The organism is Pedobacter sp. N23S346, from assembly GCF_048515415.1.
GTDB lineage: Bacteria > Bacteroidota > Bacteroidia > Sphingobacteriales > Sphingobacteriaceae > Pedobacter.
Map to the genome: position 1 here is coordinate 206,853 of NZ_JBLYEE010000002.1, position 17,313 is coordinate 224,165.

Below are 17,313 nucleotides of genomic sequence, written 5' to 3' on the forward strand. Positions count from 1 at the left end.
CATCAGGTAGCTAGGTAATAATTATGGTCGATAAAATTGAAATAAAAGGGTATTGGTTTTTGCCGTCCGAACCTGATAACAGGGTGGCGGGAACGCTGTATTTCTTTCCAAATAAAAAATTAATTCTTGAATTAATTGGCTCTTTCCATGAACCGCATGCTTACATGGCTGCTTTTGCAAACGGGGATGATAAATGCAAGGAAGTCATTTGGGGCGAAAGCTCAGACGCTAAACATATAACACTTCTGAACTGTAACTCATACGGATCGCTGAATTTTAGTTGTTCCTTTCCCATGCAGAAGTTCACTGTTCAGTATTGTCTTCAAGGTATTCATTTAAGCAATTGGACTGATAAGATTTTCAGCAAAATAACCGTAAAATTTCCTTATCTGACAAAATGGGTTAACCATTATTGTGTCAGTTATTCTATTCCGTTTAAGAATGATAGAATGCATGGTTTTGATCTAAAATTTGATCGTGATGATAGCAATGAAATTTCAGTCCAACTCGATGACGGCTTTGATCTGGAATTAGAGTATACTTGCTCTCCGCCCGGAACATCACATGAAGAACAGCTTATTATTGAGCAATCATATATATTAAATATTATGTCTAAAAACACGGAATCGTTTTGGACATTATTAAAGCAGGCATCTAAATTTAAATCATTTCTTACACTTGGTACGCTGAATACAATTGGCTATCAAAGCATTCAGTTCTTTTCACCGGACGAGTTTCAGGAACTGAAGAATGGAGAAAAGATTTTCTATCCGATATATTTTTATTTTAATCAACACGATAAGCTGCAGGCTAACACATCTACCAAAGACTTTTTGTTTACGCACAACTTGATTGAAAATTCTTTTGATAATGTAATTCGGAAATGGTTCAGCTTTGATGCCCAGATGGCTCCGATCCTAAAACACTTAATCGAAAGCATTAAAGAAAAGAACATATTCAACACTGGAGATTTTCTCATTGTTGTGCAAGCATTGGAAGGTTATGCGACAAGGTTCAGACCCTATATACCTAAGAAAAATAAACGCATAACATTGATTGAACAGTTAGAATATTTGCTTATTGAGTTCAATTATGTTCAGCTCATTAAAAACACGCCTCTTGATTTGGCTATTGTTGTTAACTCCCGGCATTACTATTCGCATTTTTTCAACAAAAAACCGAACGCACATGTTGCTGACGGAATTGAGTTATTTGAGCTTACACAAGGCTTGAAAGTAATACTAATTTGTTGCGTGCTAAGTGAAACGGGATTTGATCAGAATAAAATAATCTCTATCATGAAGGCTTACCGTGACCGGACATAAATCAGAGACATGCGTTTTATTGACAAATACATATCGGAAAATAGTATTGATATTTACGCTGCGATAGCTGGAAGAAAGATCATTTATCTGGACTTGAAATATTGGATCATTTTAAGGGACGGGCTTGAGCAGGAACAGGATACCATTGCTCGTAAAGTAGCCCATAAAATTATAGAATTATACGAGAGCAGGAAATGTATCTTTCCTGTCAGTGAGGCAGTGTTTTGGGAGATATTGAAGCAAGAAGATAAAACATCATTGATCAAGACATTTCAATTAGCAGAACGGCTTTCCGAGGGAGTTGCGATACTAAGCGATCAACAAAGGGTTAAAGTTGAGTTTGCCTGTTGGTATTCGACTAATACGGACGATTTACTCGTACTTGAAAAATTAGTATGGAGCAAGCTTCCGCTAATTTCAGGCTACTTTTTTTATTCATCAAAGGTTGAAGAGTTGCCAGATAATCTGAAAAGTGATTTCCTTGATTTCGTCTGCCAAATACCAATGTCAACACTTATTGATCACACCGAATATATTATACCTTTTTCAGGCAAGGATAATATTGATGAAATGAACAGAAACAAGGAAAAGTATAGTCATGAGAATAAATCCAAGAAAGCAATGTTTCTTTCAGAGTTATGGGGTGTTTTAGACTGTTTTACTGACCAATTTAATGAGGTGGTAGCAGATGTGTACCAAAAAAAAACTGGGTTCAGGCCAACGGAAAAGGAATTGGCAAATACTGATAAGACAGCCTGGCAAAAGCTAATTTACCAGGCTTTCAAACTTGAAAAAATCACAAATCAACTACCTACGTTTAAGATAATACCTGCCTTAGCGGGAGCTATGCGCTGGAATACGAATAGAAAATATACTGACGGAAATGACACAATTGATATAATGCATGCAACAATTGCTTTACCTTATTGTGATTATTTTTTTACAGAAAAAGAACTTCATACTTTAATTACTCAAGATAAATTGGATGAGATATTTCAATGTATCACAGAAAGTAGACCAGAATGTGTTCTTGAAAGGCTTAATCAATTATAACTTAAACTAAGATTTAAACGAATCAAGTTAGGGTTATAAAATTTAGGTACTGTTGTAAACAGTAGGATTTGGATATGTTCTGCCTAAATTATGACGTTTTGAAAAAAGTTATAACTTAGATTTATTTAAACAGTAATATGAGTACAAGCTACTTCAAACCCCGCAAGCCCTTTTCCTTTTCTGCTCATCCATACGACTTAGGAACCTTTATGGGCTTATGGCAGAATCACGATGACAACCATTTCTTGTTGAACATATACAGAATAGACGAAAAGGAGTTCTCTGATTATTACAGCTACCATTTAAATTATGCTCTAGAAAGCGATTTGACCATTGAAGAAGATTTTTTTCGCCATGTATGGCAGATCGTTCAATCAAGGATTAGACATTTCGAAATGCAAGATCCTTTTTCAAATAATCATGGCATGCACAGGCAGAACCTTGCAAAGCTCCAACAGTTCCAAAAATATCTTGCGAGCATAGATGAGTGGAATGCGAGGCCATCCCACATTGTTATCGCCGAAAAAGACGACCTCATCCAGAACCAGAAACAAGAAATAGAAAAACTAAATGCTGAATTGGCGGAGTTGAATCAATATGAAGTTTCACTGAAGATCCTGATTGATGATGGACATCTGCCAACTTTCATAGATGTTATTCAACAATTGCGTGAGTTACAACTGCCATCTGGCAGGAAACTTATAAAGAGCGACCACAAAATCCCGTACGCTAAGATGATTGCCAAATATTTCTCACACGGTGGAAAGGACATTCCCATAGAAACCGCTCGAAACTACTTTGTCGACAAAAAAGGAGATGTAACAATTAAAGGTACTTCGATACAACCAGAGCATCGCCTTTTCAAAGTTATACCAATAGAACCTGCCAAAAAATAGCAGGCAATTCATCCACTGTATATGACCAGACCAATCGGATGGTCATTGTTTCGACCATCTCGCGCTACAAATTTGTTTCCGTAAACTTAAAAACGGAGGCATTATGCAGATCGAGATCTTAACGAGAGAAGAGCTCCACAGGTTCAAGTCCGAACTTATTGAGGAGATCAAACAGACCATCAGAACCAATGAAACGGTAACCAACAAACAATTCCTTCGAAGTTCGGAGGTAAGGAAGCTATTGAAGATTTCTTCTGGCACCTTGCAGAACCTTCGAATCAAGGGGATACTTCCCTATGAAAAGATAGGAGGCATATTCTACTATGCACATGCGGACATCGAACAGTTGTTGGGCGAAATCGGTAATTCGTAATGGGAACGGCAGCACAACTGGCCAGCTTTCTAAAGCTTGCCAGCGGAAACAGGCGTTTCCGTCAATCGCACCTCAGCCTTTATTCGGCCATACTCATGTACCACGACAAGGCATCACGCCAAAATCCATTTTGAGTTTCAAGGCGGGAACTGATGAAACATTCGGCCATCCGTTCCTATGCCACCTACCACAAATGCATGGGCGAACTGATCGCAAACGGCCTTATCGAATACGAACCGTCGTACCACCCTAACCTTGCCAGCCGGGTTACCTTGTTGGACAATAATAGCGAACTATGAGGGGTAGGCACATTGCAGAAAAGTCCTTTTCCTTCTTCGGGAAAAGGAGCAAGCGGAAGTTGGGCAGAGCCCTACTTTGCTTGCCCCACGCTGCGCGGTGGGGGTTTCGAGAACCCTCCAGGGGTTCTCGGCCATTGTTAAGGTGGCATAGAAGTCGAAATTAGAACCCCCTTAAGGGTGCGATATAACTGGTTATAAAGATATATGGATATGCAGGAAACATTGAGAACGGTAAAATATTCGGTAAGTGATGATGTGAAATTTGAAAAGATAGCCCTCAAGCTCGGCAGGTCAAAGCGTTTGGTATTTTCCCAGATGCTGGACTATTTCTATCGGAGCAAAAAAGATCCGACCGACCTGAACGATGAACTGTTGAAGAACACCATCCTTAAAGGCCAAAAGGAATACATCGGCTTCATCAAGACACAGGAGACCGAACTGCTCATTCCCATCAAACGTGATTCGGCTAGGATGATCGAAGCGATGAAGAAGATAATTGACCGATTCAATGGTCAGATACTGAAGCACAATGATGAGATGCTGTCAAAACAGTCGGCACAGGCAAAAAGACTGGGCACTTTGCACGAAGTAGTCAGCAACATCGAGATGAAAATAATCACAAAGGAAAGGTTGAAGAAGAATTTCATGCTGATAATGAACAGCTACATCAGGGAACGGGAACGAATGGGCATGATGACATCAGGAAGGGAAAAAGAGGAACTGGCCGAACAGGCGCGTAAACAAATAGAACTGCTCTGATATGTACATCAATATTACCGACAGCGTAACCGCAAACAACAAGAGCAGCAGCAGGGAGTTGGTGCATTATCTTGAAAAGGAGAACAGGATCAAAGATAAACTTGAGCCGGAATTTTGGTTCAATCATAATGGCAACAGGATCGAGTCCTATGAGGTGCGGCATTTAATAGATAGCAATAACGCCAAGCTCTGCAAGACCGATGCAAAGTTCTTTCTGGTCAACATCAGCCCCAGCCAAAAAGAATTGAAATACCTTGAAGAAAGCTATGGTAAAAAGGAGATGAATAAACAGCTGAGGAAATATGCCGAAAAGGTAATGGACGAATATGCAATAAACTTCAAGCGTGAAGGAATCAGTTCCGCTAAAGACCTGATGTGGTTCGGCAAGATCGAGAACCATCGCTACTACGGCCACAAGGACAAAGAAGTATTAAACGGTGAAAAGAAACGTGGTGAGAAAAAAGAGGGAAACCAAATGCACATTCAGATTATCGTAAGCCGAAAGGATGCCACCAACAAAATCAAGCTAAGCCCGATGAACAATTCGAAGGGCAAAAACGATGCACATTCCAAAAAGCTTGGACAGTTCAACCGTGTGGCATTCAAGCAATCGGGAGAGACCATCTTTGATAGGCTCTTTGGTTTTGACAGGAGGCTAAAGGAGACTTTTGCGCATGCCAATGTCCAGAAGAATGGCAGTATCGTACAGAAGGAACAGATGGATATTCTTGAAATGTCAACAAATCAGCACCATAATTTAAAGCATGTTAATGAACTGGCACGGGATGTAGCAGATGGGCTTTTTCACTCGGTTGCAGATATGGTCAAGGTAGCTGGTCAATCGATCAGCGGATTTATCGAGGCCATGCTGGAACCAGTACAGTCGATCGAACCTGACGTAAATCCAGTTGAGCTTGCAGCACGGAAAAGGCGGAAGCGAAAGATGCAACAAAACCAAGGCCTTGGGCGGTAGTCTCAGATTTTCCCCCCGCGCATTTGCGGCCTGCAAAAACGGCCAGCCCACACAACTCCGCTGTTTTTGCTCTGGTGTTTACGGAAAGAATTGTACTACACTATGGGAAGTTTAGTTTTTCATATCTATAGCCAGAATCTTATCTGCAATCTTTAAGCATTTTTCTATATTTCCTGCCAATCCCATATTGTAGGTTTCAATCTTAGACAAAGTCTTTGCAATTAACATTCTATCAGTATTTGATTTGACAAGATTAAAGATTTGAGGCGTGTAGCTATGATATTCATCCCTTGGTGCCATATCATTAATTCCTATTGGATCCCAATCGTACCAAAGTACATCGTCTATTTGTTGATAAATGAGAATTTCTCGGGCTCTTGCTAAATCTGTCTTTAAATTTTTATTTCCGCTAAATAAAAGTAAAGTAGTTTTTATATCTTCTTCGAGCCTTTCATCCTGGAAAAAACCTACTGCCTTTAGGGCTAAGCTTGGAATGTAATAACCGCTATCAAAGTCAAATGGTGCAGGCTCCCTTGATGAATTGTAAGTGATTTTGGCAATACTTTCTGCTAAAAGCACATATTCTTGGGGCGCATAATTTATGCTGTCCAGTAAAAAACGCCTAATTGAGCCAAATTGTTTATGGGCTTCATGCCAACGATCAGGCTTTTTTATTATGTCATTTAGTTCCTGTATTTGTTCTGGAATCTCTGTGATGTGTTTATTGAATTTATTTAAAATGACTCCAGCTCACTTCGGTTGAAGATTTATTGGAACAGCGTCAAAAATTTGTTGACCTATTTCAATTTTAGTTTTTATGTCGTGTAGTTCTGTGCTCATTTTTCTTTTACGTTTGCCGCTCTGCTACTTGAAAGTTAGGAGTCAGTAGTGTCCGGTAAAAGTTAAAAAAAGGAAAAAGATAGGGGCCGAAGCCCCTAAGTAGTTTAAATTTAAGTTGCGAAACTTCAAACATAAACTATGCCCAAAAGTACATATTTTACCGGACAGCCCATTCTTGGACAGCTACTTTCTCTAATCCCCCGCCCTAAAGTGGATCAATTAGCTAAAAAGCATCAATCCAACCGCTATTGTAAGAAGTTCAGGGCGTACGACCATTTGGTTACGATGCTCTTCAGCAGCTTTCATCACTGCAGTTCCCTGCGCGAACTCATTACGGGCCTCCAGGCCAGTTCATCGCGGCTGGGACACCTTGGCATTCAGTACACGCCCCGTAAAAGCACGCTTGCCGATGCCAACAGGCGTCGTTCCGCTGAACTGTTCAGTGAGCTTTTCCATTCCCTGAGGAAGCGCTACTATGGGTTTTCTCCGGACAGCACCTTGAAGGGAAAGCTGAACGAGCGGCTGTTTATCGCCGATTCAACAACGATAACCTTGTTTTCCGAGGTGTTCAAGGGCTGCGGGAACGCAATGGCCAATGGGAGGAAAAAGGGCGGAGTGAAAGCCCATACCCTGATAAGGGCCAAAGATGACGTACCCTGTTTTGTCCACATCACCCAGGCGGCAACATCGGATAGAACGGTCATGCCCCGCCTGGATTTGCCTTCCGGCTCCATATTGGTGATGGATAAGGGCTATAACAGTTATGTTCCAATGGCAAAATGGACCAAACAGAACGTCACCTGGGTCACCCGGTTAAATGCCCGTGCCTGCTGGGAAGTGCTCCAGGAGCTTCCCGTGGCCGAAAAGTTCAAAAACAATGGCGTGGTCAGCGACAGACTGGTAATCCTTGGCAATCGGTCCAGAAAGGCCAAGGTACCCCTCCAGCAGGCCAGGATAATTGTCTATTACGACAAGAAGGACAACAGGACATTTGAGTTCCTGACCAACAGCACGGAACTGACCGCCCTGACCATAGCCGGCCTCTATAAAAGAAGATGGCAGATTGAATCTCTTTTTAAACGAATAAAACAGAACTTTCAACTGCATAACTTCCTTGGCGACAACCAGAACGCCATTGAAATACAAATATGGTGTACCCTGATCGCCGACCTGCTTACCAAAGTAGTTAAGGACAGGGCGGATAAGTTTAGAAAAACCAAGTGGTCGTTTTCCAATGTCGCAGGCCTCATCAGACAGCATCTGGGAACCTATATCGACCTGGTCAGATTCCTTATAAACCCCGAAAAGGCATTGATAGGATACAGGGAAAAAGTCCCTGAACATCAATTAAAACTCTTTAAAACATAACCAGGGGGCTTGCGAAAAAATAACCGGCCAAAAACAGGATCTATTTGAGCAAAAAGATATAATTGCGTTAGTCAATCTTTTTTTACCGGACAGCACTGAGTTAGGAGTTATGAGTGGCAACTAACATTTTTACAGCTTGGCGAGTATTGTCGTTTTGATAAATCTACTAAAAGACCTCATGGGGAGTAGAAGAATTTTCCGCAAATTTGCAAAGATATTGTAGTTACAATATTCTATAAGTCAATGTCTTCAAAAATTAATTTATTGGTTTTTTTATCAATTTCTATCTTTCTCCAAGTTGGTGCATCCTTTTCCGTGTGGTTCAAAAAGTTCTCTAACAAATTTTTCGTCTGTCTCATAATTTTTAATTCTTTTCGGCCCGTTATAGTAATCATCTTGGTTGTCGAGATAGGATTCACTTTGATCGGTTTTAACGAAATTCGATGAGCTTTTTATTTCTTTTATGATTCTTAGCTTGTCATTAGGACTTATGATTAAGGTAAATGTATGATAATAATCACCAGGCGAAAACATCGATTTATTTTCCTTTAGATCAAAATCGTCCTTTATCTGGATGTTCTGTTCAATCAGTAATTTCCGAGCGTCGGATTTTGTAAACAGGTCATCTTCAAATATTGTCAAGGTAGTTATGATGACAATTAATAGTGTCAAAATTATAGATATGTATATTCCAGCTTTCGGATAGCCCAGTTTTTTCGGTATCCAATATGCTAGAAAAATAATTCCCAGTGTCGCGAAAATTAGTATGAGTCCAATTATAATCATTTATTGTGTTTGTATTTCCATTTTATCAAGTATGCGCCTAAATAAACGAATATACCGGTTTATATCTATTTCAACTATTCTCGTTAAGCTTGATGCGTTCACCAATCAGCCACGTAGCCTCGAACAGTTTGACCAGTTGTTCGTAAACTGTGATTACTTCAGATTTGGAAAGGCTTTCTTCCATGAAGGAGGTGCTAAGCGCTTCGTGAAGCCATGTGTTCAGGATTTTTTTGTATCCGTCCAGTTTATAGATCCTGAACATTTTCTTTAGTACAGATGAAGGCTTTACGATCTCCCGAATGCTCAGGTTTTCTGGATAATCCCTTAGCTTCTTCCTTTCCGTTTTGATGTACCATTTTGCGATATCACTCTCCTGTTTGTCATCGAAGTCAAGTCTGCCAAGCTTGTGGCTCTTTAATAGCCAGGCGGCCTCTATCAGCTTTATGGTCAGTTCGTAATTATAGACAAGGTAGTCTGGGCTGCATTTTTTTGATTCTTCGGATTCAAGTGCTGCATCGTTTCGCCAGCGTTTCAGCATCTTCAAATGATTGGGCAACCAGGAGTGACTGAAAAAATCGTGTATCACTTTTATCGGATCTGTTATTTCATCATTGTCAAGATAAACGATCCTGTTATCCGATGTTCTTTTTGTTTGCTTTTCCATAGTTTCAAATATTGGTCTGTAATATTTTTTCGATCTGTACATGATCAGCATTTTTTAAGGCTGCATAATCTGATGCCGATTTAGCAAGCAGTTCTATTTTTTCGTTGCACATCTCTTTTGCCAACAAAAGAAAAGCTGCGACCCGTTGATAAAGACGCTCCGCATCCTGTCGGGAAACCATAAAATCATCTTTATAACGTGAACCAGAATAACTTTTTGCCATTACGTCAAATAACCGCTCGTCTTCGGGACTGGACAGGAAAAGCTGAAAAGGCTTTTCAGAAAAGCATTGACACAGACGGAGCAGGCGGTAAAGATTATGGAACTCAGAACGGTAGGCGATATTAACCCTCACCAGACAGATACAAGTCTGTTCTACGGCCTGATGGAGCATAAAGGCACATATTCCAAACTGTTCCTTCTCCAGACATTCGGATGCGCACATCAGAAATCCGTCAGCTAGCGGTATACGATGTTCATAATGTCTTATTGCCTTTATCGCGCCCTTTGTGGGGATAAACGCAAAGATTGGATCATTGTCTAACAGTCCATCCTTACTATAGAGCAGTTTTCCATAGGTAAGCACGCTGATAAAAAAGCGGCTGTTTTGCTGTACTGCGTCGATAACGGATTGCCTGCCATGGCAGATGATGGTAATTGTGCCTTGCCGATAATAGGTGTTGGCGAAATCCTGCATTTCATAATCAACTCGGGTTGCAGTTTCAGTAACTACCAATAGGCAATAGTCGCATCTGAAATAGTGTTGACCATCATTAAAGCAGCCCTGAGAATTATGAGTGTAGCTGTTCTGCGAAAAGCTGAGGATCTGTAGCGGTTCGAACTTCTGGGCGAGCCGATGGATAAACTCCCTGAAATTGACAGCGTGTTCGGCCTCTGGTAATAATTTTGATGGTTCCATATTGATCTCATTTAATTTTAAAATTAAATAAGCCTCAACAAGTGGATGCCATAATTACAATAGGGTTGGCAACCCACTTAGTCTAATGTAACTTGGCTCTGACAAAGCCACCCTTCCTTTCAGAAGGGCTCCCACAAAAGACATAAGCGAGCACCAACCCTATAGCAAATATAGGGTTTTGGTTGCTCAACTTACTCTCGCGGGAATAAACTGTCAGATTTAGTTGCGAGGCTTGTTAGCAATTCCTTTACCGATGATAGAACTGCAATATTATTTTTTGTTCCTTTATTTTTTCATAAAGCTAATTTAAGAAAGATTACTTTTAATAGCAAATTTGCTATTAATTATTTTGTTTTATAGCTGTCTATTTGTTTTGTGAAGTATCTAAAAGACGAAGATTTTATTAAGAAATTCGGCCAAAAGCTGAAGCAGGTACGCGAAAGCCGTGGACTATCTCAAGAACAGCTATCATTACTAACTGAAGTATCGCAAAGCCAGATAGCAAGAACTGAACTAGGACAGGTTAACACCAGCATCAGCCATGTTTCGATTTATGCGAAGTTCTTAAAGGTTGACCCGAGAGATTTGTTTGATTTTTCTGAATTAAATTCGGGAAAATGAAGAGACTTGTACCCCTTTAAAATTGAAGTAGCATAGTTAGGTTGAAATTTGAAATACAGCCAAAGATGTTTTTTTTAATTGGCAAATTGATTTGGAGAAAATAGAGTAAAAGTCTCCTTGAATTCAATTCTGCTAAAATTTCACTTAGCAGAAGGCTTTTAATTTTTTAAGGTTTTACCAATATTATCTCGTTCGAGTTCATTCCATATTTTATAAATAATTCTGGTGTGTTTTCTTCTTTTATGCCTTCCATCATTAATAATGCTTTAGCCTGTTGGAAAGCTTTGCCAACAGAATGACCAAAACCAATTGAAGAATAGAATTGTGAAGAAAAAACTCTTGCTGCTTCATCTCCGATTGATGTATTCATTCCTATTGTTGCATCTACAAATTGAGATACTGCTTCAGCTTGATTTCTAGAATAGCAAGTATTAAAAAATACAAGTCTAATATTTTCTGATGACGCCATCATCGTTTGAACGATAGCTTCTTTGCTAACCAATTTCGCAGTACCATCTTGAGCTTGAAAAACTATTTCATCTTCGTTTGAACCATGACCGCTGAAATGCACAATTGTAGGATTAAAATCATTCAAAGCTTGAAGCAAATCCATTGGTTGTAACGCCCAGCAAGATTCAAGTTTTACAGAATCTCTGAGTTTCGCTTTTCTTATCATATCCGAAATAGATCGAGCTTCTTCGTCGAGACGCAATTGCACCTGATCTATTGGATTGGATGCCAAAAATAAAACTGTGATTTTCTCGGGAATATTTTTTAATTCCTTGATTTCATTTAAAGTATTTCGATGCAATTTATCATGAAGGTATAACGTTGAATTTATATTTCTTAAGCTTCTTTCCTGATCTTTAGTGATTTTTTCAGCTTCAGCATTTCTTTTTTTATCAAGATTGCTTTGTTCTTTCTCAATTTTGGTTTGGTAATCAAAAATTTCCTTTTCTTTCTTAGCAATCTTAGATTCTATATCTGCTATTTTCTTATTTGTATCAGCTATGTTTTTATTATATCGCTCAATCTCTTTCATTTTTGAGTTGACTGTACTTACAATCTTTGTACGTTTAATCGACTCAGATGCTGAATTTATTTTTTTATTCAAATCAGATAGTTTTACAAATTCCTTTGCCTTTTCTGAATTTAAACTAGCAAGTTCCCTTTGCTTACTAATTTTTGAATTTCGATAAGAATCTATTAAAGCCATATTAAAATTTTCTAAAATATTTTACTAAATAGGTTTACTTGCAAATTCATCAATTTCCGATGACATAGAAACTGTTTTGGCTTTTCCTTTGACCAGTGTTTACAAAGTTTTAAATCGAGTCGGAAATATTTACCCCTACAAAAGTGCATTAGAAGCCAAGAACCAAATGTTTACACTTCAGCCCATTTGACGCAATACCCTTGCAAGTGTTAATTTTGGGATTAGTTTATCTTTCTCCCATAAACTGTAATTTTTATAGTTGGTATAATTTGTATTTGAATACCTTTTCCTAATCCAATACTAAAGCTCTTATTGTCAACTCTTCTTCCATTTTCATCGTAAAAGGTACCTAAAGAATATGCAGTTCTTCCATTTGAATGATAGGCAGTTCCTAGCGAAAATGCGGTTCTTCCATTACTATGGTAAACAGTCCCTAACGAATATGCGGTTCTTCCATTTTCATGATAGGCAGTTCCTAATGAATACGCAGTTCTTCCGTTTTCGTGATAGGCAGTTCCTAACGAATATGCGGTTCTTCCGTTTTCATGATAAGCACTTCCTAAAGACCATTTTGCTCTCCCGTTTGAATGATGTGTTGTTGACATAATTAGTTTATTGTTTTTTTTAGTTTATTTGACTCAGCCTAAAGTTACCGTATTACTGTTGAATTTATATTACTCGGCCATCCAAAGTCCAGCCAAATTCGTTAGCATCAGATGACAATTTCGTCTTGTTGATCATTTGTCTTTAAAACATCAAGCTTTCAAAACTAAATCTAAAATATTGGCGCACCTTATGGGAAACCGTAAACAATTAAAATATGGGAATGGATTGTATAAAAAGAGAGATAGAGTTAAAGAACTTTAAACTAAAATAAGGTAATCAGCTGACAATTAAAAACAGCAATTTAAACGGTAATAGTTGACTGCAATTCTACAGAATATGGTGCCGATTGGTTAAGCGAAGCAGGAATGATCTCCAACCATTTCCGCTAAATCTAAATTAATGCTCACCATCAATCGCAACTCAGTTTGTCTTTTGAACCAATTAAAATACTTCATATCTTAAGGTGCCAATTTGGTACCTTAAGATAAGATAGGTTATCACGAATTGTGATAACCTATCTTATTGTGAAAATCTAGCGACTCATCCCTCTGCCACGGTCATTTTTCTGGCTATTTTTTGCCTCCTGAAGCTTACGATACAATTCCCTGCTTTCTAGTAGACTGGTATATTCACGTACCGCCTTTGAAATGCTTTTCTGCACATCCTGCCATTTTAGCTTTCCATCCATCAGTTTTACGGGAACATTAAAGTCGATATCGTTATGGTACATTAGAGACGACCTAGTAGTGTTAGAGTCGACATTTGGATATTTCTGGCAGTAGTAATCCAATATTTCATCTAAAGGCATTTCCATTAACAGGTAATGCATATCGATAAAATCCTTGATCCGTTGTCCACTATTCACAATTGCATTAATCTTCATGGCCGATATATCCTGATTGGACATCATCCTTATGCCTTCGATTGTTTCTATTGGCCTGATAGATGGATACTTGTGCGAGATAAAATCAAAATCAACTTCGCCAATGCTACCACTTACATAGTTGCTCTTGTGGCGTTTTACATCTGCGCCATAGCTGTTCCTTAAGTATACAGCGAGTTCATCACCATCAAAGTCCGATGAGCTGAAAAGTCGATATCTATGGATTCCCTATGGCCGATCCTCAGGGATAATGCGGTACCGCCTACAAGGTAAAAGGAGTTGAGCTGATGGTCTTGCATCAGTGTCTGGATTAGATCCAGTGTCCCTGGTGTAACTGTTTCTTTATGTAACATCTGAGTTTTTCTTTGCTCAACTGAAAATATTTGCAAACGGCCTCCATGGTCATATCAGAAAGATAGGTGATGTCTTCTTTGAGGGCTCGGATTACGTTTTCTCTACCATAAAACCTGATCATCTCTTCCCAATCCATTGTATTGCCTTTATCAAGCACCCGTTCGATAACGGTTTTGTAACTCCTGTTCCAGTCCAGTTTTTCAAAATCGAAATCCCAGAACAGTACCTTTGGAAGGTCTGGTCTTCTGACCTTTTGTATCAGTGGATGTCTTTCAATTTTGATTTCATCGTTTTCGAATGGAACCTTTTTTTTCGAAAGATAGTTGTTCAATGTATGATAGTTATAGGTTGGGTAGCTGTCGCAAAATCCTTTCAGACTTGAAAACACATCGATATCTGTACTGGCAAATCTTTTCCAATGCACAACGATTACTCTTTTGTTCAATTCCTTTAACATCCTACAAATCTAACTAAAACAGGAATTAATGCCTAATATTTTTAAATATTTGTCAGTTGGCTGAGGTTATTAAATTTATTGATTTATATCATAGCTAACTTTTTCTTTAGCATGGCCATGTCTTCACTTACCTTGATATCCAAAATCTTCGCGTAATGCTGGGTAGTCCTGATGTTCGTATGTCCAAGCATTTTTGAAACGCTCTCTATTGGTACACCGTTCAACAGGGTAACCGTAGTCGCAAAGGTATGGCGGGCAATGTGTGAGGTGAGTTTCTTTTCAATTCCGCACAGGTCGGCAATTTCCTTCAGGTATTCGTTCATCTTTTGGTTGCTGGGAACAGGAAGAAGCAAGCCTTTATTAAGGCAAACTTTGTTGGTTAAATATCTATAGACAATTTCAACAGCTGTTGACAGTAGCGGAACCGATGACCTTGTTTTGGTTTTCTGCCTATTGGTAAAGATCCAACGCTCGCCATCAATTCCCTTTCTGATATTCTCCTGTTTCAGTTTGAAGACATCGACATAAGCCAAGCCAGTGAAACAGCAGAAAATAAAAACGTCTCTTACCTGCTTCAATCTCTCCGATAAAAACTCTTTTCCCGCGATATGAGCCAATTCCTCCTTGTTCAGATAAAAGCGATCAACATTCCTTGTTTTGCCTTTATAAGCTGTAAATGGCGATTTGTCTATCCATTCGTTCTCCATACAGATGCGAAGGATTTTCCCGAGGTTCTTAATGTTTTTCACCACATAGTTGTTCGCGCAGTTCTTGTCAGACCTTAGGTAATGGTCAAATCCGTTCAGAAATGCCTGGTCGATAGCTCTAATGTCCATATCGGCTACACCATATTTCAAAGGGATAAAAACTTTAAGGTGTCTTTCCAAGACTTTATAACGGTTCAATGTGCCACGTACATAATCTTTACCTACAAGCTGTTCCATCTTTAAATTATGATCGGCAACCGCTTCCAGTAGGGTATGGGAGTTGGTTAGCGTACCGAGGTAACTGGATTTGATGGCATCGGCAGTAATAGGCAACCCCATATCGAAAACACGTTGATGGGCATAATACACTGCATTCTGCAACTGGTCAAGATGGGTGTTCAACATCTTGATCTCTTCTTTTGAGCCGATAGCTCTGCCACCCTTGGCGTTCCATCGCTTAGGATCGCAATCGCGATTGGTGGCCATCTCCGCACGGTTTCCCTCTACGGTAATCCTCATGTAGATCGGCACATTTCCACTCACATAGTTCTTTTGCTTTTTCAGATAGAAAAGCAGGCTAAAATTGGTCTTCATAATCTAACGATTAAAGGTGAAACAAAAATAGCTTTGCAACTAAATCTACACAAGATGTTCAGTTTGTAACAGCCTGTACAATAAATAATTATGTACAATTCGGTGAGTCAATTTTAACCGTTTTGCCTTACTCACCGAATCACTCACCAAAGTTTTGTGAATTCGTGCGAAATTTGGCAATTCCCTAAAAGCAAAAACCCTGCTAATCGTGCGATTGCAGGGTTTTATACGTTTTGATAGTCTTTGGTGTGATCCCGCTGGGATTCGAACCCAGGACCACTACATTAAAAGTGTAATGCTCTACCAGCTGAGCTACGGAATCTACTTTACTTAAAACGTCTCCGTTTCCTTTAAAGTGATGCAAATATAGGGTTCAAATACATCTGATGCAAATAAAAAACCTGGAAAAGTGCTACTGTATTGATTTATAAGGTGATTAATTATTGATAACCGTTTTTTTAAAGTTATTTGATATTTTTAGCTCACAGTCTTGCCTTATGAATAAATTTAAAATCATCTGTTATTTACCCTTCATAGCCCTAATCGCATGTTGTAACAACCTAAAAGAAGAAGAAATAAGCAAAAGAAAACAAGATTCGTTAGCCTCTTGCGAGAAAAATTTGCCCAGTCGGTTTGGCATAGTGAAAGATACCTCTAGTTTCGCTGTGAATAAGGCAACTCACGAAGGAATGGTATTCATTCCGGCAGGAACATTTGAAATGGGCGCAGCAGATCAAGAGGGGCGGGAAGATGAATATCCCAAACATCAGGTGAAGTTAAATGCTTTCTGGATGGATGCGACAGAAGTAACCAATGCAAGTTTTGCGAAATTTGTAGCGGCTACCGGCTATGTAACTACAGAAGAACGGAAGCCGAACTGGGAGGAGATGGAAAAGCAGCTTCCTGCAGGAACACCAAAACCACCAGATAGCGTAATGGTTGCCGCATCCCTGGTTTTTTATCAACCCAAAACCATCACTAGCCTGAATGATGCTTCGCAATGGTGGCGTTGGGTTAAAGGAGCAAGTTGGAAACACCCGAAAGGCTTGAACAGCAACATCAAAGGAAAAGAAAATGATCCTGTGGTACAGATATCCTGGGATGATGCCATGGCTTATTGCAAATGGGCTGGCAAGCGTTTGCCAACAGAAGCCGAATGGGAATTTGCAGCGAGGGGCGGCCTGAAAAATGCCAAATATCCCTGGGGAAATGAGGATATAGAAACAGCCAAACCAAAAGCAAATACCTGGCAAGGAAATTTTCCTGTAAAAAATACAGTATGGGATCAGTTTGCCGGACTAGCTAAAGTTAAAAGTTTCAAGCCCAATGGCTATGGATTGTATGATATGGCCGGCAATGTTTGGGAATGGTGCAGTGATTGGTATCGTCCGGATTATTATGAAAGCTTAAAAGGCATCGCATTAAACCCCAAAGGTCCGGGCGATAGTTATGATCCGATGGAACCTACAGTTCCTAAAAGAGTAGTTCGCGGCGGTTCGTTTATGTGCAACGCATCATATTGCAAAGGATATCGGGTTACCTCAAGAATGAAAACCTCAGCTGATACCGGCTTGGAACATACTGGTTTTCGATGTGTGGCAGATGATTGATGCAAATTTT

At 39.4% G+C, this 17,313-nt stretch carries 18 protein-coding genes and 1 tRNA gene; 9 read left to right on the forward strand and 10 right to left on the reverse strand.

The genetic code is table 11. The features are described 5' to 3' along the window. The first annotated feature begins 23 nt into the window (after window positions 1–23). The 6 genes from ACN1CD_RS04690 (at window position 24) to ACN1CD_RS04715 (ending at window position 5,678) form a co-directional block, all read left to right on the forward strand. Window positions 24–1,325: a HEPN domain-containing protein gene (locus ACN1CD_RS04690; protein ID WP_419129106.1), complete on the forward strand. Its 1,302-nt coding sequence runs from the start codon at window positions 24–26 to the stop codon at window positions 1,323–1,325. Between the two features lie 9 nt (window positions 1,326–1,334). Next, on the forward strand, window positions 1,335–2,378 hold the full coding sequence (locus tag ACN1CD_RS04695) for a hypothetical protein (RefSeq protein WP_419129107.1): 1,044 nt from the start codon (window positions 1,335–1,337) through the stop codon (window positions 2,376–2,378). 137 nt (window positions 2,379–2,515) lie between these two features. After that, window positions 2,516–3,274, forward strand: a complete 759-nt coding sequence (locus ACN1CD_RS04700) for a hypothetical protein (RefSeq protein ID WP_419129108.1) — start codon at window positions 2,516–2,518, stop codon at window positions 3,272–3,274. Window positions 3,275–3,377: 103 nt separating this feature from the next. After that, the gene (locus ACN1CD_RS04705; protein ID WP_419129110.1) at window positions 3,378–3,647 is read left to right on the forward strand and encodes a helix-turn-helix domain-containing protein; all 270 of its coding nucleotides are present in this window, start codon (window positions 3,378–3,380) and stop codon (window positions 3,645–3,647) included. A gap of 503 nt (window positions 3,648–4,150) precedes the next feature. Continuing rightward, window positions 4,151–4,705 (forward strand): BfmA/BtgA family mobilization protein, encoded by a 555-nt coding sequence (locus ACN1CD_RS04710; protein ID WP_419129112.1) that lies wholly within the window; start codon window positions 4,151–4,153, stop codon window positions 4,703–4,705. Window position 4,706: 1 nt separating this feature from the next. After that, window positions 4,707–5,678: a DUF5712 family protein gene (locus tag ACN1CD_RS04715; RefSeq protein ID WP_419129114.1), complete on the forward strand. Its 972-nt coding sequence runs from the start codon at window positions 4,707–4,709 to the stop codon at window positions 5,676–5,678. Between the two features lie 111 nt (window positions 5,679–5,789). Here ACN1CD_RS04715 and ACN1CD_RS04720 read toward each other — a convergent pair whose 3' ends face one another. Next, a complete protein-coding gene (locus ACN1CD_RS04720) occupies window positions 5,790–6,257 on the reverse strand; it encodes a hypothetical protein (protein WP_419129116.1) in 468 nt (155 codons plus the stop codon). Between the two features lie 399 nt (window positions 6,258–6,656). Here ACN1CD_RS04720 and ACN1CD_RS04725 point away from each other — a divergent pair, with 399 nt between their 5' ends. Next, window positions 6,657–7,886, forward strand: a complete 1,230-nt coding sequence (locus ACN1CD_RS04725) for an IS4 family transposase (RefSeq protein WP_419129118.1) — start codon at window positions 6,657–6,659, stop codon at window positions 7,884–7,886. An 856-nt stretch (window positions 7,887–8,742) separates the two neighbouring features. Here the strand turns inward: ACN1CD_RS04725 and ACN1CD_RS04730 are convergent. Together ACN1CD_RS04730 and ACN1CD_RS04735 are read right to left on the reverse strand one after the other, a co-directional pair. Next, on the reverse strand, window positions 8,743–9,336 hold the full coding sequence (locus tag ACN1CD_RS04730; RefSeq protein WP_419129120.1) for a hypothetical protein: 594 nt from the start codon (window positions 9,334–9,336) through the stop codon (window positions 8,743–8,745). Window positions 9,337–9,340: 4 nt separating this feature from the next. Then, window positions 9,341–10,255: a HEPN domain-containing protein gene (locus ACN1CD_RS04735; protein ID WP_419129122.1), complete on the reverse strand. Its 915-nt coding sequence runs from the start codon at window positions 10,253–10,255 to the stop codon at window positions 9,341–9,343. A gap of 375 nt (window positions 10,256–10,630) precedes the next feature. Here ACN1CD_RS04735 and ACN1CD_RS04740 point away from each other — a divergent pair, with 375 nt between their 5' ends. Beyond that, complete coding sequence (locus ACN1CD_RS04740; protein WP_265849935.1) at window positions 10,631–10,876, forward strand: helix-turn-helix domain-containing protein; 246 nt, start codon at window positions 10,631–10,633, stop codon at window positions 10,874–10,876. A gap of 166 nt (window positions 10,877–11,042) precedes the next feature. Here the strand turns inward: ACN1CD_RS04740 and ACN1CD_RS04745 are convergent, their stop codons facing one another. The 7 genes from ACN1CD_RS04745 to ACN1CD_RS04775 form a co-directional block, all read right to left on the reverse strand. Then, entirely contained in the window at window positions 11,043–12,092 is a 1,050-nt protein-coding gene (locus ACN1CD_RS04745; protein WP_265849934.1) for a CHAT domain-containing protein, read from the reverse strand. Between the two features lie 221 nt (window positions 12,093–12,313). After that, window positions 12,314–12,697, reverse strand: coding sequence for a YadA-like family protein (locus ACN1CD_RS04750; protein ID WP_265849933.1), 384 nt, complete (start codon window positions 12,695–12,697; stop codon window positions 12,314–12,316). Between the two features lie 533 nt (window positions 12,698–13,230). Continuing rightward, window positions 13,231–13,581 carry a hypothetical protein gene (locus ACN1CD_RS04755; protein WP_419129125.1) on the reverse strand — a complete coding sequence of 117 codons (351 nt, stop codon included), beginning with the start codon at window positions 13,579–13,581 and terminating at the stop codon, window positions 13,231–13,233. Window positions 13,582–13,742: 161 nt separating this feature from the next. Continuing rightward, window positions 13,743–13,934: a nucleotidyl transferase AbiEii/AbiGii toxin family protein gene (locus tag ACN1CD_RS04760; protein ID WP_419129127.1), complete on the reverse strand. Its 192-nt coding sequence runs from the start codon at window positions 13,932–13,934 to the stop codon at window positions 13,743–13,745. Beyond that, complete coding sequence (locus tag ACN1CD_RS04765; protein ID WP_419129129.1) at window positions 13,892–14,380, reverse strand: DUF6922 domain-containing protein; 489 nt, start codon at window positions 14,378–14,380, stop codon at window positions 13,892–13,894. Before ACN1CD_RS04765 ends, ACN1CD_RS04760 begins: the two co-directional genes overlap by 43 nt. Before the next feature lie 95 nt (window positions 14,381–14,475). Then, a complete protein-coding gene (locus ACN1CD_RS04770; RefSeq protein ID WP_419129131.1) occupies window positions 14,476–15,693 on the reverse strand; it encodes a site-specific integrase in 1,218 nt (405 codons plus the stop codon). Window positions 15,694–15,942: 249 nt separating this feature from the next. Next, a tRNA-Lys gene (locus ACN1CD_RS04775) sits at window positions 15,943–16,015 on the reverse strand. 175 nt (window positions 16,016–16,190) lie between these two features. Here ACN1CD_RS04775 and ACN1CD_RS04780 point away from each other — a divergent pair. Then, window positions 16,191–17,303, forward strand: a complete 1,113-nt coding sequence (locus ACN1CD_RS04780; protein WP_419129133.1) for a formylglycine-generating enzyme family protein — start codon at window positions 16,191–16,193, stop codon at window positions 17,301–17,303. The last annotated feature ends 10 nt before the right edge of the window (window positions 17,304–17,313 follow it).

Coding starts and splice junctions, on each gene's coding strand:
- ACN1CD_RS04730 (WP_419129120.1), bottom strand. CDS start 9,336: ATGGAAAAGCAAACAAAAAGAACATCGGATAACAGGATCGTTTATCTT.
- ACN1CD_RS04715 (WP_419129114.1), top strand. CDS start 4,707: ATGTACATCAATATTACCGACAGCGTAACCGCAAACAACAAGAGCAGC.
- ACN1CD_RS04695 (WP_419129107.1), top strand. CDS start 1,335: ATGCGTTTTATTGACAAATACATATCGGAAAATAGTATTGATATTTAC.
- ACN1CD_RS04725 (WP_419129118.1), top strand. CDS start 6,657: ATGCCCAAAAGTACATATTTTACCGGACAGCCCATTCTTGGACAGCTA.
- ACN1CD_RS04770 (WP_419129131.1), bottom strand. CDS start 15,693: ATGAAGACCAATTTTAGCCTGCTTTTCTATCTGAAAAAGCAAAAGAAC.
- ACN1CD_RS04735 (WP_419129122.1), bottom strand. CDS start 10,255: ATGGAACCATCAAAATTATTACCAGAGGCCGAACACGCTGTCAATTTC.
- ACN1CD_RS04760 (WP_419129127.1), bottom strand. CDS start 13,934: ATGTTACATAAAGAAACAGTTACACCAGGGACACTGGATCTAATCCAG.
- ACN1CD_RS04710 (WP_419129112.1), top strand. CDS start 4,151: ATGGATATGCAGGAAACATTGAGAACGGTAAAATATTCGGTAAGTGAT.
- ACN1CD_RS04745 (WP_265849934.1), bottom strand. CDS start 12,092: ATGGCTTTAATAGATTCTTATCGAAATTCAAAAATTAGTAAGCAAAGG.
- ACN1CD_RS04755 (WP_419129125.1), bottom strand. CDS start 13,581: ATGAAGATTAATGCAATTGTGAATAGTGGACAACGGATCAAGGATTTT.
- ACN1CD_RS04705 (WP_419129110.1), top strand. CDS start 3,378: ATGCAGATCGAGATCTTAACGAGAGAAGAGCTCCACAGGTTCAAGTCC.
- ACN1CD_RS04700 (WP_419129108.1), top strand. CDS start 2,516: ATGAGTACAAGCTACTTCAAACCCCGCAAGCCCTTTTCCTTTTCTGCT.
- ACN1CD_RS04780 (WP_419129133.1), top strand. CDS start 16,191: ATGAATAAATTTAAAATCATCTGTTATTTACCCTTCATAGCCCTAATC.
- ACN1CD_RS04690 (WP_419129106.1), top strand. CDS start 24: ATGGTCGATAAAATTGAAATAAAAGGGTATTGGTTTTTGCCGTCCGAA.
- ACN1CD_RS04750 (WP_265849933.1), bottom strand. CDS start 12,697: ATGTCAACAACACATCATTCAAACGGGAGAGCAAAATGGTCTTTAGGA.